Genomic DNA, 23377 nt, shown 5'->3' on the forward strand with positions numbered 1-23377 from the left:
TCATGTTCATCGGCGGGGCTCACCCCGGTCACCGACCAGCGCCATCGCCGCGTCCAACTCCCGCTCGTCGGCGGTGTCCCATGGCTGCGCCCAGCCGGCGACGTCGAGCAGTGCGGAGATCACCTGGCCAGTGAATCCCCAGACCAGCATCTCGTTCAGCAGAAACGCCGGGCCGGCCCATCGGCGGCCGAGGTCGCCGCGGTACACCATCAACCGGTTTTCCGGATTGATGAAGGCGCGCACCGGAACTCGCGCGACGATCGCCGTCTCGGCCTCGTTGACGACGGCCACCGAACCGGGGTCCGGCGAGTACGCCAACACCGGCACGACGTGAAACTGCGAGGGCGCGATGAACATCCGCTCCATGGTGGCCAGGGGATGAAGCCTGCTGACTTCGATTCCGGTTTCCTCATGGGCCTCGCGCAGGGCGGTGGCCACGGGGCCGTCGTCAGTGGGATCGGCGGCGCCGCCGGGGAATGCCGCCTGGCCGGCGTGGTGGCGCAAGGTCGACGCCCGCACGGTGAGCAACAGGTCGGCGTCGTCGGGCGGGCCGCCACCGGACGGGCCGGATTGCGGGCCGGAGAACAACACCAGGACCGCGGCGTCGCGGGCGGCTCCGCGCAGGGTGGTGACCGCCGACGCGGCCTTGGTGGTGATCATCGCCAGCACGTCGGCCGGCAGGCGGCGCCGGGCCGCGTCGGGGACGTCGTCAACGTGGTCGACCAGCGGACGCAGCCAGGACGGGCAGGCATCAGGTGTCAGCGGAACGGTCCCGCGCGCGGGGGCGGGGTCCCCATTCCGCAGGGGCGAACCCCCAGCACTCACGGCCCCTCCAGTCGGTTCAATTTTTCCGCTTATCCCCTGTCGGTTCCGATCGCCGCGGCGATCTCGTCGGCAGTGGTGAAAGCGCGCGGCAGCGTCTGCGCAACGCTACCGTCCGGCCGCAGGACCACCGTCGCGGGCATCACATTTACCACCCGCAGCGCGGCCGCGACCCGGCGCCGGCCGTCCTGCAGCGTCGGCAGCCGAACGCCGAGCTCGGCCAGCCGCAGCAACGCGGCGGTCTCGTTCTCGTCTTGATGCACCGTCACCACCGTCACGTCCGAACCGACCCGTCGTTGATACTCGGCCATCGCGGGCAGTTCGGCGGCGCACGGCGCGCACCAATATGCCCACAAGTTGAGGACCACCCGGCGCCCGGCGACCGCGCGCGCGACGTCGACAACCGAACCGTCGGCGGCGCATTCGGCGGTCACGCCGCGCAGCGCCTCGGGACCGGGACCGCTTGCGGCGGCGGGACAGGGCGCCAGGCCGGCGCGTTGCCGCGGACCCGCCAGCGCGGCGGGGGTATCGGCGTCGCGGTGTTCCCGGTTCGCCGCCGCACGATCGGTCGCCGGCGTCCCCGGCGTGGCGGAGTTGTCGCGCAGCTGGGCCACCAGCGCCGCGATCAGCGCCACCACCACCGCCAGAATCGCGATGGTCCAGCGGGTCGTCCGGCTCAACGTCTCCTGCCCCGGGTGCTTAGAGCCCGGCCAGCGCCAGCAGGTGCTCCGTTTCCGGGCCCTTCACCAGCGACGCGGCCAGCGGCGCCTCGGTGGGACCCAGCCCGAAGGAGGGGCAATCCTTGGCGATCAGGCAGACGCCGCATGCGGGTTTGCGCGCGTGGCAGACCCGGCGGCCGTGGAAGATCACCCGGTGGCTCAGCATCGTCCACTCGCTGCGCTCGATGAGCTCGCCGACCGAGTGCTCGATTTTGACCGGGTCCTTGTCCGCGGTCCAGCGCCAGCGGTGCACGAGCCGCGCGAAATGGGTGTCGACGGTGATGCCGGGGATCCCGAAGGCGTTGCCCAGGATGACGTTGGCGGTCTTGCGGCCCACGCCGGGCAGGGTGACCAGTTCGGCCATCGTCGGCGGCACCTCGCCGTCGAACCGTTCGACCAGGGCCTGCCCAAGGCCGATCAGCGAGGACGCCTTATTGCGGAAGAACCCGGTCGGGCGGATCAGGTTTTCCAGTTCGGCGCGGTCGGCTTGGGCGTAATCCAGCGCCGACGGATACCGCTTGAACAGCGCCGGCGTCGTCAGATTGACCCGCTTGTCGGTGCTCTGCGCGGACAGGATGGTGGCGACGGTCAGTTCCAGCGGCGTGGTGAAGTCAAGCTCGCAGTGCGCATCGGGAAACGCTTGTGCCAGCGCACGATTCATCCGCCGCGCCCGCCGCACCAGGGCCACTCGGGATTCCTGCGACCAGCGCCCGGCGTCGACGCCATCGGGCTGGGCCGGCGTCGACTTCGAACGCCTGGACGACTTTGCCACTGTCACCTACGACAGAGTACTGATTTCGTGATCTCGCCGAGACCTCGTGTTGATGCAAGGCCATGTTTACTCTTCGTGTGTCATGGTTGCTGGTGGCCGGGGTTCCGGTGCTGCTGATGCTCGCGGCGCTGGGTCTGGGGCGGCTCGAATCCGAGCTCACCCGTGCCCCCCTGGCGGTGGCCGATGTCGACGAGTTTCTCGAACGCGCGGGCGGTGTCGACATGCGCACGCTGGCCTCCGAGGGCATGCCCGAGGCGCTCGAATACCTGCATCGACGCGAGGCCCGGCAGCTGCCCGGCCCCGCGTTGACGGGGCGCAACGACGGGCCGCGCCACGCCGCGCCGTCATTCGCCGTCGGCTTCGTCGACCGCGACGAGATGACCCTGCCGACGCGAATCCACGGCCATTCGCACGTCAATCCGCAATTTAGGGCACCTCGACACGCCAATCGTGTGTAGCGTTGGCACGTTAGACACAATGGCGTTCCTCTAGACTCGTCACGCGAGCAAGGGATCAGCCTGCCCGTATACATTAATTTTCTGGGAAAGTTGAAGAGGCAACGTGGACGAGATCCTGGCAAGGGCAGGAATCTTCCAAGGGGTTGAGCCCGGCGCGGTCACGGCGCTGACCAAGCAGCTGCAACCCGTCGACTTCCCCCGCGGACACACAGTCTTCGCTGAGGGGGAACCGGGGGATCGGCTCTACATCATCGTCGCGGGGAAGGTGAAGATCGGTCGCCGCTCGCCCGATGGACGCGAGAACCTGCTGACGATCATGGGCCCGTCGGACATGTTCGGCGAATTGTCGATCTTCGACCCGGGTCCGCGGACTTCCAGCGCCACCACCATCACCGAGGTGCGTGCGGTGTCGATGGACCGCGACGCGCTGCGGGCGTGGATCGCCGATCGCCCCGAGATCGCCGAGCAGTTGTTGCGGGTGCTGGCCCGACGGCTGCGCCGCACCAACAACAACCTGGCCGACCTCATCTTCACCGACGTGCCCGGCCGGGTGGCCAAGCAGCTGCTGCAGCTCGCCCAGCGTTTCGGCACCCAGGAAGGTGGCGCCATGCGGGTCACCCACGACCTGACGCAGGAGGAGATCGCCCAGCTGGTGGGGGCTTCCCGCGAGACGGTGAACAAGGCGCTGGCCGACTTCGCCCACCGCGGCTGGATCCGCCTCGAGGGCAAGAGCGTGCTGATCTCCGACTCCGAGAGGCTCGCGCGCCGAGCGAGGTAGCGCGGGCGTAACGCGGGCGCGACCGAGCGAGAATCCCACCCCGAGCGAGGTAAGCGCGCGCGAAGCGCGCGCGCAATCCTGGTCTGCGAGCGCTTCGTGGCTGCAATTTGCGGCGCTCAATTTCGCAATGGCGTTACGCTCGCGAACGCTCGCCGGGGCGACTCCGCGCTAGCCGCGCAGGTGGTTCAGCTGCACCTGCACCGACCATTCGGCGGCATCCCACAGCTTCTCGTCGACGTCGACGTAGACGTGCTCGACGATCTGGCGGGCCCCCGCGTCCTCGCCGAGCTCGCGCAGCGCGGATCGCACCTGCTCCAGCCGCTCATGCCGGTGCGCAATGTATCCGCGCGCGACGGCCTCCAGGTCGGACAGCTCCGGCCCGTGCCCGGGCAGCACGGCGCGGCGGCCCAGCCCCCGCAACCGGTGCAGCGATTCCAAATAGTCGGTGAGACTGCCGTCTTCGGAGTCCATCACCGTGGTGCCGCGGCCCAGGATCGTATCGGCGGTCAGCACGGCATCGTCGAGGACGAAGGACAGCGAATCGGCGGTGTGGCCGGGGGTGGCCATGACCTTGATCCTGAGTCCGGCCGCATCGATGACCTCGCCGTCGACCAGCTCGCCGCCCAGCCCACGCAGAAAGCCACTGCCCGCCGACCGGACCGTCGCGCCGGTGCGCTCGACGAGCTTGTCGATGCCGTCGGTGTGGTCGCCGTGCCGGTGGCTGATCAGCACCAAACCGATGCGCCCCAGCGCGGCGACCCGCGCGATGTGCTCGTCGTCGTCGGGGCCGGGATCCACGATGACCAGCTCGTCGCTCCGCGGCCCGCGCAGCACCCAGGTGTTGGTGCCCTCCAGTGTCATCAGGCCCGGGTTGTCGGCCAACAGGACCGAGACCGTGTCGGTGACCGCCCGCAACCTGCCGTATGCGGGGTGGGTCGGCGGCTCGGCAACCTCGGTCACGACCGTCAGCCGACCTCGACGATCAGCTCCACTTCCACCGGCGCGTCCAGTGGCAGCTCGGAGACCCCGACCGCCGAGCGCGCGTGCGCGCCCCGGTCGCCGAAGACCTCGCCGAGCAGGTCGGAGGCCCCGTTGATGACGCTGGGCTGGCCGTTGAACCCGGGAGCCGATGCGACGAATCCGACCACCTTCACCACCCGGGTCACCGAGTCGATGCCCACCAGGGAATCGACCGCCGCCAACGCGTTGAGCGCGCAGATCCGCGCCAGCGCCTTGCCCTCGTCCGGGGTGACCCCCGCGCCGAGCTTGCCGGTGCCCGCCAGCTTCCCGGCCCGCATCGGCAGCTGGCCGGCGGTGTAGACCAGGTCGCCCGTGCGCACCGCCGGCACATAAGAGGCCAGGGGCGCGACCACCTCCGGCAGCGCGAGATCGAGCTCGGCCAGTCGGGCCTTCCAGGAAGGCTGGGCGCTCATCTCTACTTGGGGCGCTTGAGGTAGGCGACGTGCTGTTCGCCGGTCGGGCCGTTCAGCACGGACACCAGCTCCCAGCCGTCGGCGCCCCACTGGTCGAGGATCTGTTTGGTGGCGTGCGTCAGCAACGGGACGGTGACGTACTCCCAGGCGGTCGGTTGGCTCATGCGGCGAGCTTATCGGTCGGAGGTGAACCGCTCCGGCCAGCCCGGCCGGGCTAGCATGCGAAGGTGGCAACCACTTCGAGCGGCGGCAGCGCCGTCGGCTGGCCGGCGCGCCTGACCAAGGCCCGCTTGCATTTTGTGACCGGCAAAGGCGGTACCGGCAAGTCGACGATCGCGGCGGCGCTGGCGCTCACGCTGGCGGCCGGCGGCCGCAAAGTCCTCCTCGTGGAAGTCGAGGGCCGCCAAGGGATTGCGCAACTCTTCGACGTCCCACCCCTGCCCTATCAGGAGGTGAAGATCGCGACCGCCGAACGCGGCGGTCAGGTCAACGCCCTGGCGATCGACATCGAGGCCGCATTCCTGGAATACCTCGACATGTTCTACAACCTGGGCATCGCGGGCCGCGCGATGCGCCGCATCGGTGCGATCGAGTTCGCGACGACCATCGCGCCCGGCCTGCGTGACGTGCTGCTCACCGGGAAGATCAAAGAGACGGTGATCCGGGTCGACAAGAACCGGCTCCCGGTGTATGACGCGATCGTCGTCGACGCGCCCCCGACGGGACGGATCGCGCGGTTTCTCGATGTCACCAAGGCCGTCTCCGATCTGGCCAAGGGCGGCCCCGTGCACTCGCAGGCCGACGGCGTCGTGAAGCTGCTGCACTCCGAGCAGACCGCCATTCACCTGGTCACCCTCCTGGAGGCGCTGCCCGTGCAGGAAACGCTGGAGGCCATCGAGGAGCTCGCCGACATGCAGCTGCCGATCGGCAGCGTGATCGTCAACCGCAACATCGCCTCCTACCTGCAACCGGCCGATTTGGCGAAGGCCGCCGAGGGGGACGTCGACGCCGACTCGGTGCGGGCCGGGCTGGAAAAGTCCGGAATCACGTTGAACGACAACGACTTCGCCGGCCTGTTGACCGAGACCATCGAGCACGCGACCGTGATCGCCACCCGCTCCGAGATCGCGCAACAGCTCGACGCGCTGAAGGTCCCGCGGCTACAACTTCCGGCGATCTCCGACGGGGTCGATTTGGGCAGCCTTTACGAACTGTCGGAATCGCTTGCACAGCAGGGAGTTCGATGAGCACCACGCCGAAACCGCTTGATATGGCCGCTATCCTGGCCGACACGTCGAACCGGGTGGTGGTGTGCTGCGGCGCGGGCGGCGTGGGCAAGACGACCACCGCGGCCGCGATCGCCCTGCGCGCGGCCGAATACGGCCGCAACGTCTGCGTCTTGACGATCGATCCGGCCAAGCGGCTGGCCCAGGCGTTGGGGGTCAACGACCTCGGCAACACGCCGCAGCGCGTCCCGCTGGCGGCGGAGGTTGAAGGCGAGCTGCACGCGATGATGCTCGACATGCGTCGCACCTTCGACGAAATGGTGGTCCAATACTCCGGACCCGGTCGCGCACAAGCGATTCTGGACAACCAGTTCTATCAGACCGTCGCCAGTTCGCTTGCGGGCACGCAGGAATACATGGCGATGGAGAAGCTGGGCCAGCTGCTGGCCGAGGATCGCTGGGACCTGGTGGTCGTCGACACCCCGCCGTCGCGCAACGCGCTGGACTTCCTGGACGCGCCGAAGCGGCTGGGCAGCTTCATGGACAGCCGGTTGTGGCGGCTGCTGCTGGCGCCGGGCCGCGGCATCGGCCGGTTGGTCACCGGCGCAATGGGTTTGGCCATGAAGGCAATGTCGACCATCCTGGGCTCACAGATGCTCGGCGACGCCGCCGCGTTCGTGCAATCGCTGGACGCCACCTTCGGCGGCTTCCGGGAAAAGGCGGACCGCACGTACGCGCTGCTGAAAAGGCGTGGCACGCAATTCGTCGTGGTGTCGGCGGCCGAGCCCGACGCGTTGCGCGAGGCGTCCTTCTTCGTCGATCGGCTGTCGCAGGAAGGCATGCCGCTCGCCGGGCTGGTCTTGAACCGCACGCATCCGACGTTGTGCTCGCTACCGGCCGAGCGGGCGATCGACGCCACCGAGATGCTGGAGCACGACACCGATTCCGAAGCCGCGTCGCTGGCCGCGGCCGTGCTGCGGATTCATGCCGACCGCGCGCAGACCGCCAAGCGGGAAGTCAGATTACTCTCCCGATTCACCGGAGCCAATCCGCACGTGCCGGTCATCGGCGTTCCTTCGCTGCCGTTTGACGTGTCGGATCTGGAAGCGCTGCGGGCCCTCGCCGACCAGATCACGTCGGTCGCCTAGGGCCCCACTCGGTCAGCCCGCGGTGCGGCTTCTGCTCTTGTCGAAGAAGTCCGCCCAGGACACCACCTCGGGGTGCTGCTTGAGCAGCGCGCGGCGTTGCCGCTCGGTCATGCCGCCCCACACCCCGAACTCGACCTTGTTGTCCAGCGCGTCTGCCGCGCATTCCTGCATCACCGGGCAGTGCCGGCAGATCACTGCCGCCTTGCGCTGGGCCGCGCCACGGACAAACAGTTCGTCGGGATCGGTCGTGCGGCAGAGCGCCTTCGAGACCCAAGCGATCCGTTCTTCAGCATCGACGCTGCGGAGTACACCTTGTGCGGCTGCGATGTTTGTCCTACGCGCCGCCGGCCGTATTGGTGACACGAATCGTTCCCTTTCCCTACCGGCCGCCCGTCACGGCCGCCCTCCTTGGGTGCAGATCCAACCCTGCGATCTACGCCTCACCATGTACATCGGTGTTACCTGAATCTCACCGTGTGTCTAAGTTAGGTGGTCAGGTGCCAATTGCGCAACAGTCCGATAACGCTTTTTTTGGGACGAGCGTGCCGTCTCGTCCAAAAAATCCGGCGGGAAAGTGATCTTGCACACTGGGCTACCCGTCTGACCTGTGACGCAATCGCAAATTCTGGGTGCGCACCCGAGGGGCCCGGGCGCCGAAATTTTTGGGCGAAGTTGCAGCGTGGCGGCGTGACTGGGGGCCGCTACTGTAGTAGCCATGTCAGACCGCCCCCCGGCCGCGCTCACGATCTTGAAGCTCGCGGGGTTCTGTTTGTTGGCCAGCGTCGTCGCCACCGCACTCCTGTTTCCCGTCGCCGGCGGCATAGGGCTGGTGTCCAATCGGGCCTCCGAAGTGGTCGCCAACGGCTCCGCGCAGCTGCTGGAGGGCGAGGTGCCGGCGGTGACGACGATGGTCGACGCCAAGGGCAACACCATCGCGTGGCTGTATTCGCAGCGCCGGTTCGAGGTGCCCAGCGACAAGATCGCCAACACGATGAAGCTGGCGATCGTCTCCATCGAGGACAAGCGGTTCGCCGACCACAACGGGGTGGACTGGAAGGGCACCCTGACCGGGCTGGCGGGCTACGCGCGCGGTGACGTGGACACGCGCGGCGGGTCGACCATCGAGCAGCAGTACATCAAGAACTACCAGCTGCTGGTCACCGCGAAGACCGACGCGGAGAAGCGCGCGGCGGTGGAAACCACCCCGGCGCGCAAGCTGCGCGAGATCCGGATGGCGCTGACGCTGGACAAGACCTTCACCAAGCCCGAGATCCTGACGCGGTATTTGAACCTGGTCTCGTTCGGCAACAACTCGTTCGGCGTGCAGGACGCCGCCCAGACCTACTTCGGCATCAACGCCTCCGACCTGAACTGGCAGCAGGCGGCGCTGCTGGCGGGCATGGTGCAATCGACCAGCGCGCTCAACCCCTACACCAACCCCGAGGGCGCTCTCGCGCGGCGGAACCTGGTGCTGGACACCATGATCGAGAACATCCCGCAGGAGGCCGAGGCGCTGCAGGCCGCCAAGGCCGCGCCGCTGGGCATCCTGCCGCAGCCCAACGAGTTGCCCCGCGGCTGCATCGCGGCGGGCGATCGGGCGTTCTTCTGCGACTACGTGCAGGAGTACCTCTCCCGGGCCGGGATCAGCAAGGAACAGGTGGCCCGGGGCGGATACCTGATCAAGACGACGTTGGACCCGGACGTGCAGCTGCCGGTCAAGGCGGCGATCGACAAGTTCGCCAGCCCGACGCTGCCGGGCATCTCGAGCGTGATGAGCGTGATCCAGCCCGGCAAGACGTCGCACAAGGTGATGGCTATGGCCAGCAACCGCACCTACGGGCTGGACGTCGACGCCGGTCAGACCATGCGCCCGCAACCCTTCTCCCTGGTCGGCGACGGTGCGGGATCCGTCTTCAAGATCTTCACCACGGCCGCGGCCCTCGACATGGGGATGGGCATCAACGCCACCCTCGAGGTGCCCGGCCGGTTCCAGGCCAAGGGCATGGGTAGCGGCGGGGCCAAGGGCTGCCCGAAGGACAACTGGTGCGTGGTCAACGCCGGTAACTACCGCGGGTCGATGAACGTGACCGACGCGTTGGCCACCTCACCCAACACCGCGTTCGCCAAGCTGATCCAGCAGGTCGGGGTGACGCGCACGGTGGACATGGCGATCAAACTCGGGCTGCGGTCCTACGCCGACCCCGGCACCGCCCGCGACTACAACCCCGACAGCAACGAGAGCCTCGCCGACTTCGTCAAACGGCAGAACATCGGATCGTTCACCCTGGGCCCGATCGAGGTGAACGCGCTGGAGCTGTCCAACGTCGCGGCCACGCTCGCCTCGGGCGGCACCTGGTGCCCGCCGAACCCGATCGACAAGGTGGTCGACCGCAAGGGCAACGAAGTCGCGGTGACGACCGAGACCTGCGATCAGGTGGTCCCCGAGGGGCTGGCCAACACACTGGCCAACGCGATGAGCAAGGACGCGTTGGGCGGCGGCACGGCGTCCGGTTCGGCCGGCGCGGCGGGCTGGGACCTGCCGATGTCCGGTAAGACGGGCACCACCGAAGCCCACCGCTCCTCGGGCTTCGTCGGATTCACCAACCACTACGCGGCGGCCAACTACATCTACGACGACTCCACCAACCCCACGGACTTGTGTTCGTCCCCGTTGCGGCACTGCGGCGAGGGCGACCTCTACGGCGGTAACGAGCCCGCGCGCACGTGGTTCACCGCGATGAAACCGATCGCCACCAACTTCGGCCCGGTGCAACTGCCGCCCACCGACCCGCGCTACGTCGACGGCTCACCCGGGTCGCGGGTGCCGAGCGTGGCGGGCCTGGACATCGACGCGGCACGCGCGCGCATCAAGGAGGCCGGCTTCCAGGTCGCCGACCAGAACAACTTCGTCAACAGCAGCGCGAAGCAGGGTGAGGTGGTCGGCACGACACCGAGCGGCGCGACGATTCCGGGCTCGATTATCACCATTCAGGTCAGCAACGGCATCCCGCCCGCCCCGCCGCCGCCCCCCGAAGGGGCGCCGGTGCCGGTCGGCTCGCAGGTCGTCGAGATTCCGGGGCTGCCGCCGATCACCATCCCGTTGATGGCGCCGCCACCGCCGGCCCCGCCCGGTGCGCCGCCCCCGTAAATCTGATTGCGTCGTGACGCACGAGATACGCTGCCCGTCCGCGACCGGCAGTAGGCTGCCATCATGGCGAACGTTATGCCCGTCCTGATACGTGCCGGTGCCGCGGCGCTCGGTTCGAGCGTCGCCGGCCTCGGCTATGCCGCGATCATCGAGCGCAACGCCTTCGTCCTGCGCGAGATCACCATGCCCGTGTTGAGCCCGGGTTCCACACCGTTGCGCGTGCTCCACATCAGCGATCTCCACATGACGCCCGGCCAGCGGCGCAAGCAGGCGTGGCTGCGGGAGCTGGCCGGCTGGGAGCCGGACCTGGTGGTCAACACCGGCGACAACCTGGCCCACCCGAAGGCCGTCCCGGCGGTCGTCCAGGCCCTGGGCGACCTGCTGTCGCGGCCGGGTGTCTTCGTGTTCGGCAGCAACGACTACTTCGGGCCGCGCCTGAAGAACCCGCTGAACTACGTGACCAACCCGTCGCACCGGGTCCGCGGCGAGCCGCTGCCCTGGCAGGACCTGCGGGCGGCGTTCACCGAGCGCGGCTGGCTCGACCTCACCCACACCCGGCGCGAGTTCGAAGTGGCGGGTCTGCACGTCGCCGCCGCGGGCGTGGACGACCCGCACCTCGACCGGGACCGCTACGACACCATCGCGGGCCCGGCCAGCCCCGCGGCGAACCTGCGGCTGGGGCTGACCCACTCCCCGGAGCCCAGGGTGCTGGACCGCTTCGCCGCCGACGGCTATCAACTGGTGATGGCCGGGCACACCCACGGCGGACAGGTCTGCCTGCCGTTCTACGGCGCCCTGGTGACCAACTGCGGCCTGGACCGCTCGCGCGCGAAGGGGCCGTCGCGGTGGGGCGCGCACATGCAGTTGCACGTCTCCGCGGGGATGGGCACCTCGCCGTTCGCGCCGGTGCGGTTCTGCTGCCGGCCCGAGGCGACCATGCTGACGCTGATCTCCACCCCGATGGGCGACCGCGACGCGGCCAGCGACCTGAGCCGTTCGCAGCCAACAGCTTCGGTGCGTTGACCGACCGGACCCGGGTCGCGGTCCGCAGCCGCTCACGGTGCTGGACCGACAACGCGATCCGGCTGATCCACGCCGACGCCCGCCGCAGCGCCGACACCCACCTGCTGCGCTATCCGCTGCCGTCGGCGTGGAGCACCGACGTCGACGTCGCGCTGTACCTCAAGGACGAGACCACCCACATCACCGGCAGCCTCAAGCACCGGCTGGCCCGCTCGTTGTTCCTCTACGCCCTGTGCAACGGCTGGATCGACGAGGGCACCACGGTGGTCGAGGCGTCGTCGGGTTCGACGGCGGTGTCGGAGGCCTATTTCGCGGCCCTGCTGGGGCTACCGTTCGTCGCGGTGATGCCGGCGGCGACGAGCGCATCGAAGGTCGCGCTGATCGAAGCCCACGGCGGCCGTTGCCATTTCGTGCAGAGTTCCAGCGAGGTGTATGCCGAAGCCGAGCGCGTCGCCCGCGAAACCGGCGGGCACTACCTGGACCAGTTCACCAACGCCGAACGCGCCACCGACTGGCGGGGCAACAACAACATCGCCGAGTCGATCTTCGAGCAGATGCGCGAGGAGCGCTTCCCCGTCCCGGAATGGATCGTGGTCGGCGCCGGCACCGGCGGGACCAGCGCCACGATCGGGCGCTACATCCGCTATCGCCGCCACGCCACCCGGTTGTGCGTCGTCGACCCGGAGAACTCCGCCTTCTTTCCCGCCTACGCCGAGGACCGCGACGACGTTCTGATGCCCACCTCGTCGCGCATCGAGGGCATCGGCCGCCCGCGGGTGGAGCCGTCGTTTCTCCCCGGCGTGGTCGACCGCATGGTGGCCGTCCCGGACGCGGCGTCGATCGCCGCCGCGCGCCACGTCAGCGCCGTGTTGGGGCGCCGGGTGGGGCCGTCCACCGGCACCAACGTGTGGGGCGCGTTCGGCCTACTGGCCGAGATGGTCGCCGAAGGCCGCAGCGGTTCGGTGGTGACGCTGCTCGCCGACAGCGGCGACCGCTACCGCGACACCTACTTCAGCGACGAGTGGGTCGCGGCGCAGGGACTGGACCCGACGGGCCCGGCCCGGGCGCTGGTCGAGTTCGAGCGTTCTTGCTCGTGGGAGTGACGTGGCGCACCGCGGTTTGGCGAGCCGCTAGCCCGGTGCGATAGGCTGTCGGAGCTTCAGGCGGGGTGTGGCGCAGCTTGGTAGCGCGCTTCGTTCGGGACGAAGAGGCCGTGGGTTCGAATCCCGCCACCCCGACCACTTAGGTTTTGCTCGTCCGGTGTCGGTCGCAATCACCCAAAACCCGGCCGATATAGTGGATCTCACCGTAATGCTGAGCAGACAGCATTGACATTCGTCGCCGTCATAACTGACAAATGATCGCCTCGCGAGACCGCAGGCTGGGAGAAAACGGCGCGGGTTTTGCCTGGAACCGGTCTCGACGCACGAAGGCGACATTCAGTGACCAATTTCGACGATCTCACCCTGCTCACCGACGTTCTGCGGGCCATCTATTCGGCGGACTCGGCCGACTTCCCTCAGGTACTGGATGAGCTGACCAGGGCGGCGGCGCGCTGGGTGCCCGGGGCGCAGGAGGCGGGGATCACGGTCACCAGCCGGCAGAACGAGGTCAGCACCCCCTCGGTCACCGACGACTGCGCCAGGTTGCTCGACGAGTTCCAGCAACGCCACCTCGAGGGGCCGTGCGTGCACGCCGCGTGGACCCGCAAAGTCGTCGTCATCGACGACCTCGGGAGCGACTCGCGCTGGCCGAAGTATCAGGCCGACGCCCTCGCGTACACGCCGGTGCGCAGCGTCCTGTCACTGCCGATGTACGCCGACGAGCTCAGCATGGGGGCGCTGAACTTCTATGCCGAACGCCCGCACGCCTTTTCCGACGATTCCCGCCGGGTGGCCGCCGTCTTCGCCGCGCTGGGCGCCCTGGCGTGGAGCAACGTCGTCCGCACCCAACAGTTCAGGGAGGCCCTGAGCACCCGCGACACCATCGGGCAGGCCAAAGGCATTCTGATGGAGCGCTACGACCTCGATGACCACACGGCGTTCAACACGCTGATCAAACTGTCGCAGAGCACGAACACCCCGCTGCGCGAGATCGCGCGCCGGGTCATCGAGGACACCACCCGGCGCTGAGGCGCGCCGTCCGAACGCGCTGCGGCCCAGGGCATCTCGCGGCCGTTAGTTCCCCCGCACGGGAATGGGCGCCACCCGCGTCCAGTTCTGCAGCTGGGTGCGCCCGACCAGCCGGCATTGGTGGGTGCCGGCCAATTGGCGGGCCGCCTTCGTGAACGTCTGGTTAGTCACCACGACCGCCCGATTGCAGCCGTGGTGGCGCGAACCGGAAACGACCTGTTGCACCGCGGCGACGCCGACGGCCTTGGCCAGCCTTTTGCATTGCACCGCCATGCGGACGCCGCCCCTTTTGGCGATGAGGTCCACCCCGTAGTCGCCGGTGCTCGCGGTCGGCGTGACGGTGTAGCCCGCGACGCGCAGCTGCGCGGCGACGAATTCCTCGAATTCGGTACCGGACATGCGGTCGATGGCCCGCAGCCGGGATTTCGCGTGTTTGAGGTCGCGGCGGCGGTGGGCGTCGGCCTGACGGCGGTCCCGCTGCACCGAAAGCCACCACAGCACGGCGACCGCGAGCGCGAGCCCGCCGAGGCCGGCCAAAAACCCCGCCGGCGGGCTGGCGGTGGCCTGCTGCGTGAAATACCAAGGGAGAGCTAACCCCAGCAGGAGGAGCGACCCGAGAACCTTCTCCATGACTCCTCAACGTGCCGTTCGCGCCGACGCAGACTTGTCCGATGAACCTAGTTCAAGCCTGTGACATTTCGGCGCAGGCGCGAGACGGCGCCACGCCGCGGCCGGGGCGCTATCGGCGCGTTACGCGCAGTCGGCGCAGACCGGCAGGCCGGAGCTGGAGCGACGCAACCGGCTGCGGTGCTGCACCAAAAAGCAACTCGAGCAGGTGAACTCGTCGGCCCGCTGGGGGATCACGGTCACCGTCAGCTCCTCGCCGGACAGGTCGGCGCCGGGCAGCTCGAAGAAGTGGACATCGTTGGGATCCTCGTCGACCACGGTGGTGCCGGCCGCGTGCAGGGTCGGTGCCAGCTCGCGCAGCGAGGACTTGTCCTGGGTGTCGTTGTCGGATACACGGCGTGCGTCGTAGTCAGTGGTGGTCGCCATCGGAGTTCCTCCCTGCTCTCAGACGGGCTGACGCACTTTGCTGTACTCACCCGTGGCGCAGGCAGTACCCCGTTCACGCGCGCCCTACACCGATCTGGGGCAAGAAATTTCGGCCGCCGCACGCTCCGCTTACGCGCCCGCGGGTCTCCCCCGGCGTCCCGGCGTCGCCGACCGGACGCCGCCGGGGCAAGCCGACGCGGACGCTCACGAGATCCGTTGAATGCCAGCGTTATTCGCAACGGAACGGCGGCAAGGGTCGCCGCCGCCACGCCGCTCAGCCGCCGGCCGGTGTCAGCCCGGCCCGGCCTGGGTATGCCCACCACATGACGTTGCGACCCGATGCGGGCGGCGCCCCCGCCGTCCTGTTCGACGTCGACGGCACCCTGGTGGATTCCAACTACCTGCACGTCCACGCGTGGCGGCGCGCGTTCGACGCCGAAGGCATCGTGGTGGCGTCGTGGCAGATCCACCGCTGCATCGGCATGGACGGCTCAACGCTGGTGCGGACGCTGTCCGACGACGCGCCCGACGACGTGCAGGAGCGGCTCAGCGACAAGCACAGCCACTACTACCGCGAGATCACCGCGTTGTCAGAACCGTTGCCCGGGGCCCGCGCCCTGCTGCGCCGCGTCGCGGACCTGGGACTGCAGGTCGTGCTCGCCAGCTCGGCGCCCGAGGACGAATTGGCCATCTTGCGCAAGGTGCTCGATTGCGATGACGTCATCTCCGAGACGACCTCGTCCCGTGACGTCGACACCGCCAAACCCGAACCGGGCATCGTGCACGTGGCGCTGGACCGGGCCCGGGTGGATGCCCGGCACGCCGTCTTCGTCGGGGACGCCGTCTGGGACGCGCACGCCGCGGCGGCCGCGGGAGTGCCCTGCATCGGGCTGCTCAGCGGCGGCATCTCCCGCGCGGAGTTGCAGGAGGCCGGGGCCGCCCCGATCTTCGCCGATCCGCAGGACCTGCTCGACCATCTGGAACCCACCCGGATCGCGGAGTTGTCGCCCGGCCGCTGACTACATTCCGTGCGTGCGCAGCATCAGGGGTAACGCCCACCAGAAGATGGCAAACAGCGCCAGGGCGCAGGCTCCGGCGATGAACCCCACCGTCGCCCCGGCCACCGCGACAAAGACGATGACCGTCACCCCGGTCAGCGCCGCGCCCAGCAACGCCATCCCGGCGTAGGCACACCGGTGCGCGGCCGACACCAGCGCCTGGAGGCGGTGCCGCCGGAACAGCAGCCGGTGAATGGCGACCGGGGCGATCAGCAGCACGGTTGCGCCCACCGAACACCCCACCGTCACCAGGTACACGATCCGCATCGGTCCGCCGAGCACGTCGAAGCGCTGCTGGAACGGCAGCGTCAACAAGAACCCGGTGAGCAGCTGCACGCCGGTCTGCACCACGCGCAACTCCTGCAGCAGGCTGTTCCAATTGCGGTCCAGCCGTTCGATTTCGGTTTCACCGCGCTGGCTGCGGTCCCATTGCTGGTCGTCTTCCGGATGATCGACACCCATGGCTGCCGGCGCCCCGGTTGCTAGCCGTTGAGTTTGCCGTCCCGCACCGCGGTCAGCGCGTCGTCGAGCGTCGGGTACAGCGGGAAGGTCTTGTCCAGACCGGTCAAATGAATCGGCCGCCGGGTGGCCGGGCCGCGCGCGACCACGCCGAACCCGGTGTCCTTGCCCAGCTTCTCGTACGTCGCGGCCAGGATCTTCAGCCCCACCGAGCCCAGGAACTCCACCGCCGACAGATCGATGACCAGTGCGGTGGGACTCTCCGCGACGACCGCGCCGATGGCCTGTTCCAGGGCAGGAGCCGTGACCAAATCGATTTCGCCGCTGACACTGACCACGGAAACGCCGTCGTGGTCCTCAACCAACGTGGTAATCGAATCAGGAGCTGACAATGGCAATCCTTTGTCCTGGGCCTTGAATGCCTCGAGCGTGGTTCAACCCTAGCCTGCGTTATGAACTGCGAGAAGAATATGCCCTCTACACGTGGCCCGCGACAACCCAGGCTAGTCTCGCAAAAAGGAACTGCAGACCGCAGTGCGTGACGTGTACTCGGGAGGCCTGGGGAGGCCATATGTCAGATTCGACGTCGGATTTCACCAGTACCGGCACCGCAGCGCAAGTCGTCGGCATTTCCAGCGAGGGGCTGTTGCCTCAGCTCGTTCAGCACCTGCGGCAGAATCGGACCGTTCTGCGGGAGGAATGGGCCCGCCGCATCACCGAGGCCGAGCTGCTCACCGCGATGACGCCCGAAGAGCTCTTCTCCGAGGCCACGGCCGTCTACGACAACTATGTCGAGGTGCTCGAGACCGGTAGCGTCGAGGCGCTGCAGGCCTACGCCCGCGACCTGTCCGAACGCATCATTCCACGGGGCGTGGAAACCGACGAGGTCGTCGGCATCGTCCTGCTGCTCCGCGACGTGCTGGCCCGCTCGCTGTTCGAGAAGTACCAGACCGAGTTCGAGATGCTCAACCGGGTGCTGGACGCCTACGAGCCGGCGGCCAACCGGATCGCCAACACCGTGGCGGTCAGCTTCGTCCAGGAACGTGAGCGCATCATCCGCCAGCAGCAGGAGGCGATCCGGGAGCTCTCGACGCCGGTGCTGCAGGTGCGTGAGCAGTTGCTGATCCTGCCGATCATCGGTGTGCTGGACAGCCAGCGCGCCCGCCAGGTCACCGAGCAGCTGTTGCGCGCCATCCGCGCCAACCGCGCGAAAGTGGTGGTCATCGACATCACCGGTGTGCCGACCATCGACTCGACCGTGGCCAACCACCTGGTGCAGACCGTCGACGCGTCGGGGCTGATGGGTGCCAGCGTGATCATCACCGGCCTGTCCTCGGAGATCGCGCTGACGCTGGTGACGATCGGCCTGGACCTGTCGAAGATGAACGCGGTCGGCGACCTGCAGGGCGGCATCGAGGAAGCCGAGCGGCTGCTGGGTTACGAGGTGACTCGCACCGGCGAGCAGACCGGGTGACGGTTAGGAACGCGAGCGCCGCATGCCAGTACCGATCCTGAAACAGGGTTCGATCCTCATCGCCTCGGTGCAGGCCGCGCTCTCAGACTCCGACGCCGAACGGCTGCGCTACGACCTCATGGAGCGCGTCAGCCGGTTCCGCGCGCAGGGCATCATCGTCGACGTCACCGCCATCGACGTCATGGATTCCTTCGCGGCCCGCTCGCTGCGCACGATCGCGCACATGACCCGGCTGCGTGGCGCGGACACGGTGATCGTCGGCCTGCAGCCCGAGGTGGCGTTCGCGATGGTCCAGCTTGGTCTGGCGTTCGACGACATGAACACCGCGCTGGACCTGGAAGAGGGCCTGTCCCTTCTTAATCGTCAACTGGCGCAGCGCAAACCGACGATCGGGCGCGATGGTGGCGGCTGATATCGTCGTCGCCATCGACCATCCCGACGACATCGTCGACGCCCGCAAGGCGGGACACCAGCTCGCCCTTGATCTGGGATTCTCGCTGACTGACGTCACCATGATCGCCACGGCGATCTCCGAAATCGCGCGCAACATCACCAGCTACGCCGGCCGCGGCTCCGTCCGGGTCGGGGTGGCCGACCGGGAGGGGCGCAAGGCCCTGGTGGTGCGCGCGGAGGATCAGGGGCCCGGGATCGCCGACATCGAACGCGCGATGGAAGACGGATATTCGACCGGCCGCGGGCTGGGGATGGGATTGCCGGGCGCGCGCCGCCTGATGGACCGGTTGGTCGTCGAGTCCACGGTCGGTCAGGGGACCGTCATCGAGATGTGGAAATGGGTCCCGCCCCGTGCATGAAAGCGGCCGGTTCGGACCCATCGAATGGGCCAGGGCGGGCCGGCCCTTGCCCAGCGAGTACACCTCCGGCGACCGGGGCATCTCGGTCGCCATCGGCGGCGAGGCCGCGCTGTTCGGTCTGGTGGATGGCCTCGGTCACGGGCCGGCCGCCGCGGAGGCTGCGCTGCGCGCGATCGATGCGGTCAAGAACAACAGTTCCGAGCGGCTCGAAGTCCTGATCCAGCTTTCCCACCGGCTGCTCACCGGAACCAGAGGGGTCGCAATGACGTTGGCGCGGGTGGATTTCGCCGCGAACACGCTGACGTGGACGGGGGTCGGCAACGTCACCGCCGATCTGGTGGCCAAGGCGCCCAGCGGTATCCATGTCCGGTCCAGTGCCCGTCTCACCGGGGGCATCGTCGGCTACCGGATCCCGGAAATCCGTCCGGCACAGGCGGTTTCGATCCGCCCCGGTGACCTTCTCGTGATGAGCACCGACGGGATCGGGGAAGATTACCTGGGTCACGTCGACTTCTCGGCGCACGCTGTCGCCATCGCGGAAGAGATTCTCGGTAAGGGCGCCAAGGAAACCGATGACGCGATGGTGCTGACGGCGCGGCACAGGGGGACCTCGGCATGAGCGGCAACGAAGACTTCCACGATCGCTACGCCGCCGCGTTGCGCAACTATCTGGACTCACCCGATGACGCCAACTTGTCGATCGGAAATGAGCTCGGTCGCACGGCCCTACAGAATCAGATCAGCCTGCTCGAAATCGTCGAGAACCACGTCCGCCTCGTTTTCGAGATCGCGAAGGACGTGCGCATCGACGGGCCGATCGCGCTGGAGTTCCTGCTGCAGCTGCTCGCTCCCCTCGACGTGGCCATGCGCGGATTCATCGACGGCAACAGGCGCTACGCGGAACAGCGGGATCGCGCGGATTGGCTGGCAGATCGCGACAAATTCCGCAACGCGCTGGTGAATTCGCTGCAGGAGGGGTTCTTCGTCGCCGACCACGAGGGCTCCGTGATCGAGATGAACAGCGCCTTCATCGACATCATCGGCTTTCCCAGCGAGGGTTTGCCCTATCGGTGGCCGCACCCGTGGCTGGTCGACACCAAGACGGCGGCCGAGCAGATCGGCCTGGTGCTGAACCACGGCAGGGCCGACTACGAAACGCCGATCCGCCACGGCGACGGGCATCTCGCCTGGGTGAAGGTGAGCATCAACGCGGTCAAGGAATCCGGCAGCGATCGCGACGCCTACGTCGGGACCGTTCGTGATATCACCGCGGAACGCGCATTCGCGGCGCGGGAGAGCGCGGTGTTGCGCCTGGCCACGGCGGTGGCGGTGGCCAGGAGCGTGGATGAGTTGCTGTCGATCACGCTCGACGAGTGCCGCGCGGCGATCGACGTGCAGCGGGTGGTCGCGGTCATGTGGCCCAGCGGCGAGGGCGACCCGACCGTCCACACCGCGGGCGAGCCCGCGGCGACGTCGTGGCGCAAGCTGGATCCGTGGTTGCGTCACACCTTCTCCGACGCGCGCCAGCAACTACCGCTGACCGCGAAAACCGTTGAGTCACCTGATCATCCCGGTAAGGCCCAGGGGTTGGTCGCGGTGCTGTCCGGCACCGGGGACCTGGCGTTGTGGCTGGAGCTGCGCACACCCCGCTGGGTCAGTGGCGAAGACCGCCTGCTGGTCACCGTGCTGATCAGCCACCTCAGTCTGGCGATGCAGCACGTTCGTCAGTTCGAGAGCGCCCGCGAGACGTCGCTGACGCTGCAGCGTGCCATGCTCCCGCCCATCCAGCCCCCGCCGGGTTTCACGGTGCGCTACGAGCCCGCGGTGCTGCCCTTGGAGATCGGCGGTGACTGGTACGACGTGCTGCCGATCGGCGAGCACCGCATCGGCATCGTCGTCGGCGACTGCGTGGGACGCGGCCTGCCCGCCGCCGCCATCATGGGCCAGCTGCGCAGTTCCGCGCGAGCGTTGTTGATCAACGGCGCCGAGCCGGCGGTGCTGCTCGATCAGCTGGACTCGGCGGCGTCGCTCATCCCGAACGCCTACTGCACGACCGTGTTTCTCGCGATCCTGGACACCGAAACCGGGCTGTTGCAATACAGCAACGCCGGGCACATGCCAGCCGTGCTCACCGGCCCCGAGCCGGGCACGACGACCCTGTTGACCGACGCCGCTTCGGTGCCGCTCGCGGTCCGCCGCGATGAACCGCGCCCGCAGGCCACCCGGGTGCTGCCGCCCGGCTCGACCCTGATGTTGTTCACCGACGGGCTGGTGGAACGCAAACACGAGTCGATCGACGACGGAATCGCCCGCGCGGCAGACGTTCTGGCGCAGACGATGACACTACCGCTGGACACCGTCGCCGACGAGATGCTTCGTGAACTGGCGCCGGCGGGCGGCTATGACGACGACGTCGCGATGGTGATCTACCGCCACCACCAGACGCCGCTACGCATCGAAAGTGACGCCACCGCAGACCAATTGGTTCGCATCCGGCACCGCCTCGCGGACTGGCTGCGCGCCGCCCACATCACGGGGGACCTGGCCGCCGACATCGTGCTGGTGGTCAACGAGGCCTGCACCAATTGCGTCGAACACGCCTACCGCGGATTCGTCGCGGGGACGATGGTGGTCGAGGCCAGCCTCGGCGACGGCGAAGTGCGCACCCGGATCACCGATTACGGTTCGTGGAAGGCGCCGGCCGCCAACCCGGTCAACGGTGGGCGCGGCTTGCCCCTGATCAGGGCGCTCAGCGATGCGACGCAGCTCGACACCGCGGCCACCGGCACCACCCTCGACATCACCTTCAGACTGCCGGCTGAATCCGGCTAGTGGGCGTCGAAAAGTGTTGCGGCGCCGTTTGCCGGGCCCCGGTTACGGGTAGTCACCGGCGTGACCCGCTCATCGACCATGACCGAACCCGTCCTGCCCGAGGCACACGGGCCCCTGTCGACAGCCGTTCGTTGCGCGCTGGCGGGCCCGCCGTCGGTTGACCATTTCGCGCGCATCGGCGCATCCGTGCGCGATTCCGACCCGTACGGTCTGGATCTGCAGCTGGCGCTGTCCGTCTGCTACGAGCTGCACTACCGCGGTTTCGCCGGTGTCGACCCCGCGTGGGAGTGGAACCCGGCGCTGCTGGCGCTGCGCGCCGAGCTGGAGCGCGTGTTCTTGGCCGGTGTGCGCCGCGACGTCGGGCCGATCGAACCCGAGCAGACGGCCGCGGCTGAGATGGAAGCGATTTCGATCGAACCCGTCGACGGCACCGGCCCGTCGTACTACCTGCGTGACACCGGGACGTGGCAGCAGATGTGCGAATACTTCGTGCACCGCTCGCTGTATCACCTCAAAGAGGGCGATCCGCACGCCTGGGCCATCCCGCGCCTGATGGGCACCGCCAAAGCGGCCTTCGTGGCGGTGGAGTTCGACGAGTACGGTGCCGGGCAGGGCCCCCGACTGCACCAGCAACTGTTCGCCGATCTGCTGACCGCGGCCGGGCTGGACGCGACGTATTGGGGTTACGTCGACGCGGTTCCCCCCGAATCGCTGGCGGTGGTCAATCTGATGTCGCTGTTCGGGTTGCACCGCTCGTTGCGCGGCGCCGCGATCGGGCACTTCGCGTCGACCGAGATCACCTCGCCGCCCGGATCCCAGCGCATGGTGCGGGCGTTGGAGCGCTTGCAGGCGCCCGCGGCCTGCATCAATTTCTACAGCGAGCACGTCGAGGCCGACGCGGTACACGAACACGTCGTGCGCGCGGATGTGGTCGGCGATCTCGTCGCCCGGGAGCCGCAGCTCGAGCAGGACGTCATCTTCGGGATCCGCGCGCACGCCGCGGTCGAAAACCGCTTGGCGGAAACGATTATGGCGTCGTGGAAGCAGGATCGGACGTCGTTGCGGCGGCCGCTGACGTAGCGGTCGTCTTGCTCAGGCGCTTGCATCTGCGGTGGCTGGTGTCACACAAAGGGTACCTGCCGCTGCGACGGCAGGTGCAGATCGCCACCATGAACCGGTCGGACTCGACGACGTCGCCGCCGGGCATCTCGATGCGCACCGGACCCGAAACCAGCACCGGGCCGTTGGGCACCACCTGAACCCTGGTGGGACTCATCGCTTTTCGGCCCGAATCACGATCAGTTCCTCTTCCCGGCGTCCGCGCGGTATCAGGCCGACGTCTTCCAACCACTGCGCCCGGGACGTCATCACCGGGCCGAACGGAATCCATTTCGAGGCAACCACTGCCGCGTCCATACCGGCCCACTTGAGGGAATCCAGCGACTGCTGGACACCGGCGAGTGCCGAGTGCACCATCAGCAGGGATCCACCGTCGCGCAACAACTTCGGAGCCGACTCGCACAGCGGGTCGAGGATCAGGCGTCCGTCTCGGCCGGCATTCCAGGCCCACGACGGTCCGGCTTCCGGGCAAATCTCTTCCAGCTCGGCACCGGGCGGGGTCGGCACGTAGGGCGGATTCGACACCACCACGTCGAACGGCGCGCACTCCACCGCGGTTATCCACGACCCCTCGCGAACGTCGACGTCGATTCCGGCAGCCGCGGCGTTCTCCCGGGCGCAGCGAACGGCCTGCGGGCAGATGTCGAAGGCGGTCGTGTCGGCGCAACCCATCTCCGCCGCCGCTATCGCGACGAAACCGCTGCCGGTGCACAGGTCCAGAACGCGCCGTCCCGGGATCAGACCGGTCTCGTGCATCACATCGACCAGCAGTCTGGAGTCCTCCTGCGGCCGATACACGTTCTGGGTGGGCAAGACGGCGGGCTCGGGATATGTGGTCGTCACGGTTGGCCTTTCGAGAACCCTATACGGATAGCCGCTGATCACGGCTTGGCGGGATGATGCCCGCAAAC

The 23377-nt window shown here is 68.2% G+C and carries 28 protein-coding genes and 1 tRNA gene; 16 read left to right on the forward strand and 13 right to left on the reverse strand.

Features of this window, described 5'->3' with window-relative positions:
* Positions 1–6 precede the first annotated feature (6 nt).
* Genes QGN31_RS23475 through nth form a run of 3 tightly spaced genes read right to left on the reverse strand, consistent with a single transcriptional unit; the run spans position 7 to position 2202 of the window.
* Complete coding sequence (locus QGN31_RS23475) at positions 7–825, reverse strand: NUDIX hydrolase (RefSeq protein WP_014941185.1); 819 nt, start codon at positions 823–825, stop codon at positions 7–9.
* Positions 826–854: 29 nt separating this feature from the next.
* Positions 855–1502 (reverse strand): TlpA family protein disulfide reductase, encoded by a 648-nt coding sequence (locus QGN31_RS23480; protein WP_008263360.1) that lies wholly within the window; start codon positions 1500–1502, stop codon positions 855–857.
* 19 nt (positions 1503–1521) lie between these two features.
* The gene (nth, locus tag QGN31_RS23485) at positions 1522–2202 is read right to left on the reverse strand and encodes an endonuclease III (RefSeq protein ID WP_041785355.1); all 681 of its coding nucleotides are present in this window, start codon (positions 2200–2202) and stop codon (positions 1522–1524) included.
* 173 nt (positions 2203–2375) lie between these two features.
* Here nth and QGN31_RS23490 point away from each other — a divergent pair, with 173 nt between their 5' ends.
* Entirely contained in the window at positions 2376–2771 is a 396-nt protein-coding gene (locus QGN31_RS23490) for a hypothetical protein (protein WP_225323758.1), read from the forward strand.
* A gap of 103 nt (positions 2772–2874) precedes the next feature.
* Complete coding sequence (gene crp, locus QGN31_RS23495) at positions 2875–3549, forward strand: cAMP-activated global transcriptional regulator CRP (protein WP_007772229.1); 675 nt, start codon at positions 2875–2877, stop codon at positions 3547–3549.
* Positions 3550–3717: 168 nt separating this feature from the next.
* Here crp and QGN31_RS23500 read toward each other — a convergent pair whose 3' ends face one another.
* Genes QGN31_RS23500 through QGN31_RS23510 form a run of 3 tightly spaced genes read right to left on the reverse strand, consistent with a single transcriptional unit; the run spans position 3718 to position 5146 of the window.
* A complete protein-coding gene (locus QGN31_RS23500; RefSeq protein WP_008263349.1) occupies positions 3718–4509 on the reverse strand; it encodes an MBL fold metallo-hydrolase in 792 nt (263 codons plus the stop codon).
* 5 nt (positions 4510–4514) lie between these two features.
* The gene (locus QGN31_RS23505; protein ID WP_014941182.1) at positions 4515–4982 is read right to left on the reverse strand and encodes a RidA family protein; all 468 of its coding nucleotides are present in this window, start codon (positions 4980–4982) and stop codon (positions 4515–4517) included.
* 2 nt (positions 4983–4984) lie between these two features.
* A complete protein-coding gene (locus QGN31_RS23510) occupies positions 4985–5146 on the reverse strand; it encodes a DUF4177 domain-containing protein (protein ID WP_008263345.1) in 162 nt (53 codons plus the stop codon).
* 63 nt (positions 5147–5209) lie between these two features.
* On the opposite strand from QGN31_RS23510, the gene QGN31_RS23515 reads away from it, so the two are divergent.
* Positions 5210–6229, forward strand: a complete 1020-nt coding sequence (locus QGN31_RS23515) for an ArsA-related P-loop ATPase (protein WP_014941181.1) — start codon at positions 5210–5212, stop codon at positions 6227–6229.
* Positions 6226–7356: an ArsA family ATPase gene (locus QGN31_RS23520; protein ID WP_008263342.1), complete on the forward strand. Its 1131-nt coding sequence runs from the start codon at positions 6226–6228 to the stop codon at positions 7354–7356. The genes QGN31_RS23515 and QGN31_RS23520 overlap by 4 nt, the downstream gene beginning before the upstream one ends.
* A 12-nt stretch (positions 7357–7368) precedes the next feature.
* Here the strand turns inward: QGN31_RS23520 and QGN31_RS23525 are convergent, their stop codons facing one another.
* On the reverse strand, positions 7369–7719 hold the full coding sequence (locus QGN31_RS23525; RefSeq protein ID WP_008263340.1) for a WhiB family transcriptional regulator: 351 nt from the start codon (positions 7717–7719) through the stop codon (positions 7369–7371).
* A gap of 352 nt (positions 7720–8071) precedes the next feature.
* Between QGN31_RS23525 and ponA2 the strand changes: the two genes are divergently transcribed.
* The 5 genes from ponA2 to QGN31_RS23550 all read left to right on the forward strand — a co-directional run bounded on the left by ponA2 (position 8072) and on the right by QGN31_RS23550 (position 13659).
* Positions 8072–10504, forward strand: coding sequence for a transglycosylase/D,D-transpeptidase PonA2 (ponA2, locus tag QGN31_RS23530; protein WP_008263338.1), 2433 nt, complete (start codon positions 8072–8074; stop codon positions 10502–10504).
* A 63-nt stretch (positions 10505–10567) separates the two neighbouring features.
* Positions 10568–11527, forward strand: coding sequence for a metallophosphoesterase (locus QGN31_RS23535; RefSeq protein WP_008263336.1), 960 nt, complete (start codon positions 10568–10570; stop codon positions 11525–11527).
* Positions 11524–12630, forward strand: coding sequence for a PLP-dependent cysteine synthase family protein (locus tag QGN31_RS23540; protein ID WP_014941180.1), 1107 nt, complete (start codon positions 11524–11526; stop codon positions 12628–12630). Before QGN31_RS23535 ends, QGN31_RS23540 begins: the two co-directional genes overlap by 4 nt.
* Positions 12631–12691: 61 nt before the next feature.
* Positions 12692–12768: transfer RNA gene (locus QGN31_RS23545), tRNA-Pro, on the forward strand.
* Positions 12769–12969: 201 nt separating this feature from the next.
* On the forward strand, positions 12970–13659 hold the full coding sequence (locus tag QGN31_RS23550) for a GAF and ANTAR domain-containing protein (RefSeq protein ID WP_014941179.1): 690 nt from the start codon (positions 12970–12972) through the stop codon (positions 13657–13659).
* A 45-nt stretch (positions 13660–13704) separates the two neighbouring features.
* On the opposite strand, the gene QGN31_RS23555 is transcribed toward QGN31_RS23550, so the two are convergent.
* A complete protein-coding gene (locus tag QGN31_RS23555) occupies positions 13705–14289 on the reverse strand; it encodes a restriction endonuclease (RefSeq protein WP_014941178.1) in 585 nt (194 codons plus the stop codon).
* Between the two features lie 120 nt (positions 14290–14409).
* Entirely contained in the window at positions 14410–14712 is a 303-nt protein-coding gene (locus tag QGN31_RS23560) for a DUF4193 domain-containing protein (protein ID WP_014941177.1), read from the reverse strand.
* A gap of 323 nt (positions 14713–15035) precedes the next feature.
* On the opposite strand from QGN31_RS23560, the gene QGN31_RS23565 reads away from it, so the two are divergent.
* Entirely contained in the window at positions 15036–15731 is a 696-nt protein-coding gene (locus tag QGN31_RS23565; protein WP_014941176.1) for an HAD family hydrolase, read from the forward strand.
* Here the strand turns inward: QGN31_RS23565 and QGN31_RS23570 are convergent, their stop codons facing one another.
* A complete protein-coding gene (locus QGN31_RS23570; protein WP_014941175.1) occupies positions 15732–16232 on the reverse strand; it encodes a DUF6328 family protein in 501 nt (166 codons plus the stop codon). It lies immediately after the preceding gene.
* A gap of 20 nt (positions 16233–16252) precedes the next feature.
* Positions 16253–16621, reverse strand: a complete 369-nt coding sequence (locus tag QGN31_RS23575) for an STAS domain-containing protein (protein ID WP_008263316.1) — start codon at positions 16619–16621, stop codon at positions 16253–16255.
* A gap of 179 nt (positions 16622–16800) precedes the next feature.
* On the opposite strand from QGN31_RS23575, the gene QGN31_RS23580 reads away from it, so the two are divergent.
* The 6 genes from QGN31_RS23580 (at position 16801) to QGN31_RS23605 (ending at position 22427) form a co-directional block, all read left to right on the forward strand.
* Positions 16801–17703: an STAS domain-containing protein gene (locus QGN31_RS23580; protein WP_009954780.1), complete on the forward strand. Its 903-nt coding sequence runs from the start codon at positions 16801–16803 to the stop codon at positions 17701–17703.
* 22 nt (positions 17704–17725) lie between these two features.
* Entirely contained in the window at positions 17726–18115 is a 390-nt protein-coding gene (locus tag QGN31_RS23585; RefSeq protein ID WP_008263312.1) for an STAS domain-containing protein, read from the forward strand.
* Complete coding sequence (locus QGN31_RS23590) at positions 18105–18515, forward strand: anti-sigma regulatory factor (RefSeq protein WP_014378935.1); 411 nt, start codon at positions 18105–18107, stop codon at positions 18513–18515. Before QGN31_RS23585 ends, QGN31_RS23590 begins: the two co-directional genes overlap by 11 nt.
* Positions 18508–19134: a SpoIIE family protein phosphatase gene (locus QGN31_RS23595; RefSeq protein ID WP_043954344.1), complete on the forward strand. Its 627-nt coding sequence runs from the start codon at positions 18508–18510 to the stop codon at positions 19132–19134. Before QGN31_RS23590 ends, QGN31_RS23595 begins: the two co-directional genes overlap by 8 nt.
* Entirely contained in the window at positions 19131–21347 is a 2217-nt protein-coding gene (locus QGN31_RS23600) for a SpoIIE family protein phosphatase (protein ID WP_009954777.1), read from the forward strand. The genes QGN31_RS23595 and QGN31_RS23600 overlap by 4 nt, the downstream gene beginning before the upstream one ends.
* Before the next feature lie 78 nt (positions 21348–21425).
* A complete protein-coding gene (locus QGN31_RS23605) occupies positions 21426–22427 on the forward strand; it encodes an iron-containing redox enzyme family protein (RefSeq protein ID WP_008263299.1) in 1002 nt (333 codons plus the stop codon).
* On the opposite strand, the gene QGN31_RS23610 is transcribed toward QGN31_RS23605, so the two are convergent.
* Both QGN31_RS23610 and QGN31_RS23615 read right to left on the reverse strand, forming a co-directional pair.
* Entirely contained in the window at positions 22375–22623 is a 249-nt protein-coding gene (locus QGN31_RS23610; RefSeq protein ID WP_080588083.1) for a CDGSH iron-sulfur domain-containing protein, read from the reverse strand. The two genes, QGN31_RS23605 and QGN31_RS23610, sit on opposite strands and share 53 nt — an antisense overlap.
* Complete coding sequence (locus QGN31_RS23615; protein WP_014941173.1) at positions 22620–23309, reverse strand: HemK2/MTQ2 family protein methyltransferase; 690 nt, start codon at positions 23307–23309, stop codon at positions 22620–22622. Before QGN31_RS23615 ends, QGN31_RS23610 begins: the two co-directional genes overlap by 4 nt.
* Between the last annotated feature and the right edge of the window lie 68 nt (positions 23310–23377).

The sequence above is a fragment of the Mycobacterium sp. 2-64 genome, assembly GCF_035918375.1.
GTDB classification, from domain to species: domain Bacteria; phylum Actinomycetota; class Actinomycetes; order Mycobacteriales; family Mycobacteriaceae; genus Mycobacterium; species Mycobacterium intracellulare.

Coding starts and splice junctions, on each gene's coding strand:
- QGN31_RS23555 (WP_014941178.1), bottom strand. CDS start 14,289: ATGGAGAAGGTTCTCGGGTCGCTCCTCCTGCTGGGGTTAGCTCTCCCT.
- QGN31_RS23605 (WP_008263299.1), top strand. CDS start 21,426: ATGACCGAACCCGTCCTGCCCGAGGCACACGGGCCCCTGTCGACAGCC.
- ponA2 (WP_008263338.1), top strand. CDS start 8,072: ATGTCAGACCGCCCCCCGGCCGCGCTCACGATCTTGAAGCTCGCGGGG.
- QGN31_RS23580 (WP_009954780.1), top strand. CDS start 16,801: ATGTCAGATTCGACGTCGGATTTCACCAGTACCGGCACCGCAGCGCAA.
- QGN31_RS23585 (WP_008263312.1), top strand. CDS start 17,726: ATGCCAGTACCGATCCTGAAACAGGGTTCGATCCTCATCGCCTCGGTG.
- QGN31_RS23565 (WP_014941176.1), top strand. CDS start 15,036: ATGACGTTGCGACCCGATGCGGGCGGCGCCCCCGCCGTCCTGTTCGAC.
- QGN31_RS23600 (WP_009954777.1), top strand. CDS start 19,131: ATGAGCGGCAACGAAGACTTCCACGATCGCTACGCCGCCGCGTTGCGC.
- QGN31_RS23570 (WP_014941175.1), bottom strand. CDS start 16,232: ATGGGTGTCGATCATCCGGAAGACGACCAGCAATGGGACCGCAGCCAG.
- QGN31_RS23510 (WP_008263345.1), bottom strand. CDS start 5,146: ATGAGCCAACCGACCGCCTGGGAGTACGTCACCGTCCCGTTGCTGACG.
- nth (WP_041785355.1), bottom strand. CDS start 2,202: ATGAATCGTGCGCTGGCACAAGCGTTTCCCGATGCGCACTGCGAGCTT.
- QGN31_RS23520 (WP_008263342.1), top strand. CDS start 6,226: ATGAGCACCACGCCGAAACCGCTTGATATGGCCGCTATCCTGGCCGAC.
- QGN31_RS23610 (WP_080588083.1), bottom strand. CDS start 22,623: ATGAGTCCCACCAGGGTTCAGGTGGTGCCCAACGGCCCGGTGCTGGTT.
- QGN31_RS23505 (WP_014941182.1), bottom strand. CDS start 4,982: ATGAGCGCCCAGCCTTCCTGGAAGGCCCGACTGGCCGAGCTCGATCTC.
- QGN31_RS23560 (WP_014941177.1), bottom strand. CDS start 14,712: ATGGCGACCACCACTGACTACGACGCACGCCGTGTATCCGACAACGAC.
- QGN31_RS23490 (WP_225323758.1), top strand. CDS start 2,376: ATGTTTACTCTTCGTGTGTCATGGTTGCTGGTGGCCGGGGTTCCGGTG.
- QGN31_RS23535 (WP_008263336.1), top strand. CDS start 10,568: ATGGCGAACGTTATGCCCGTCCTGATACGTGCCGGTGCCGCGGCGCTC.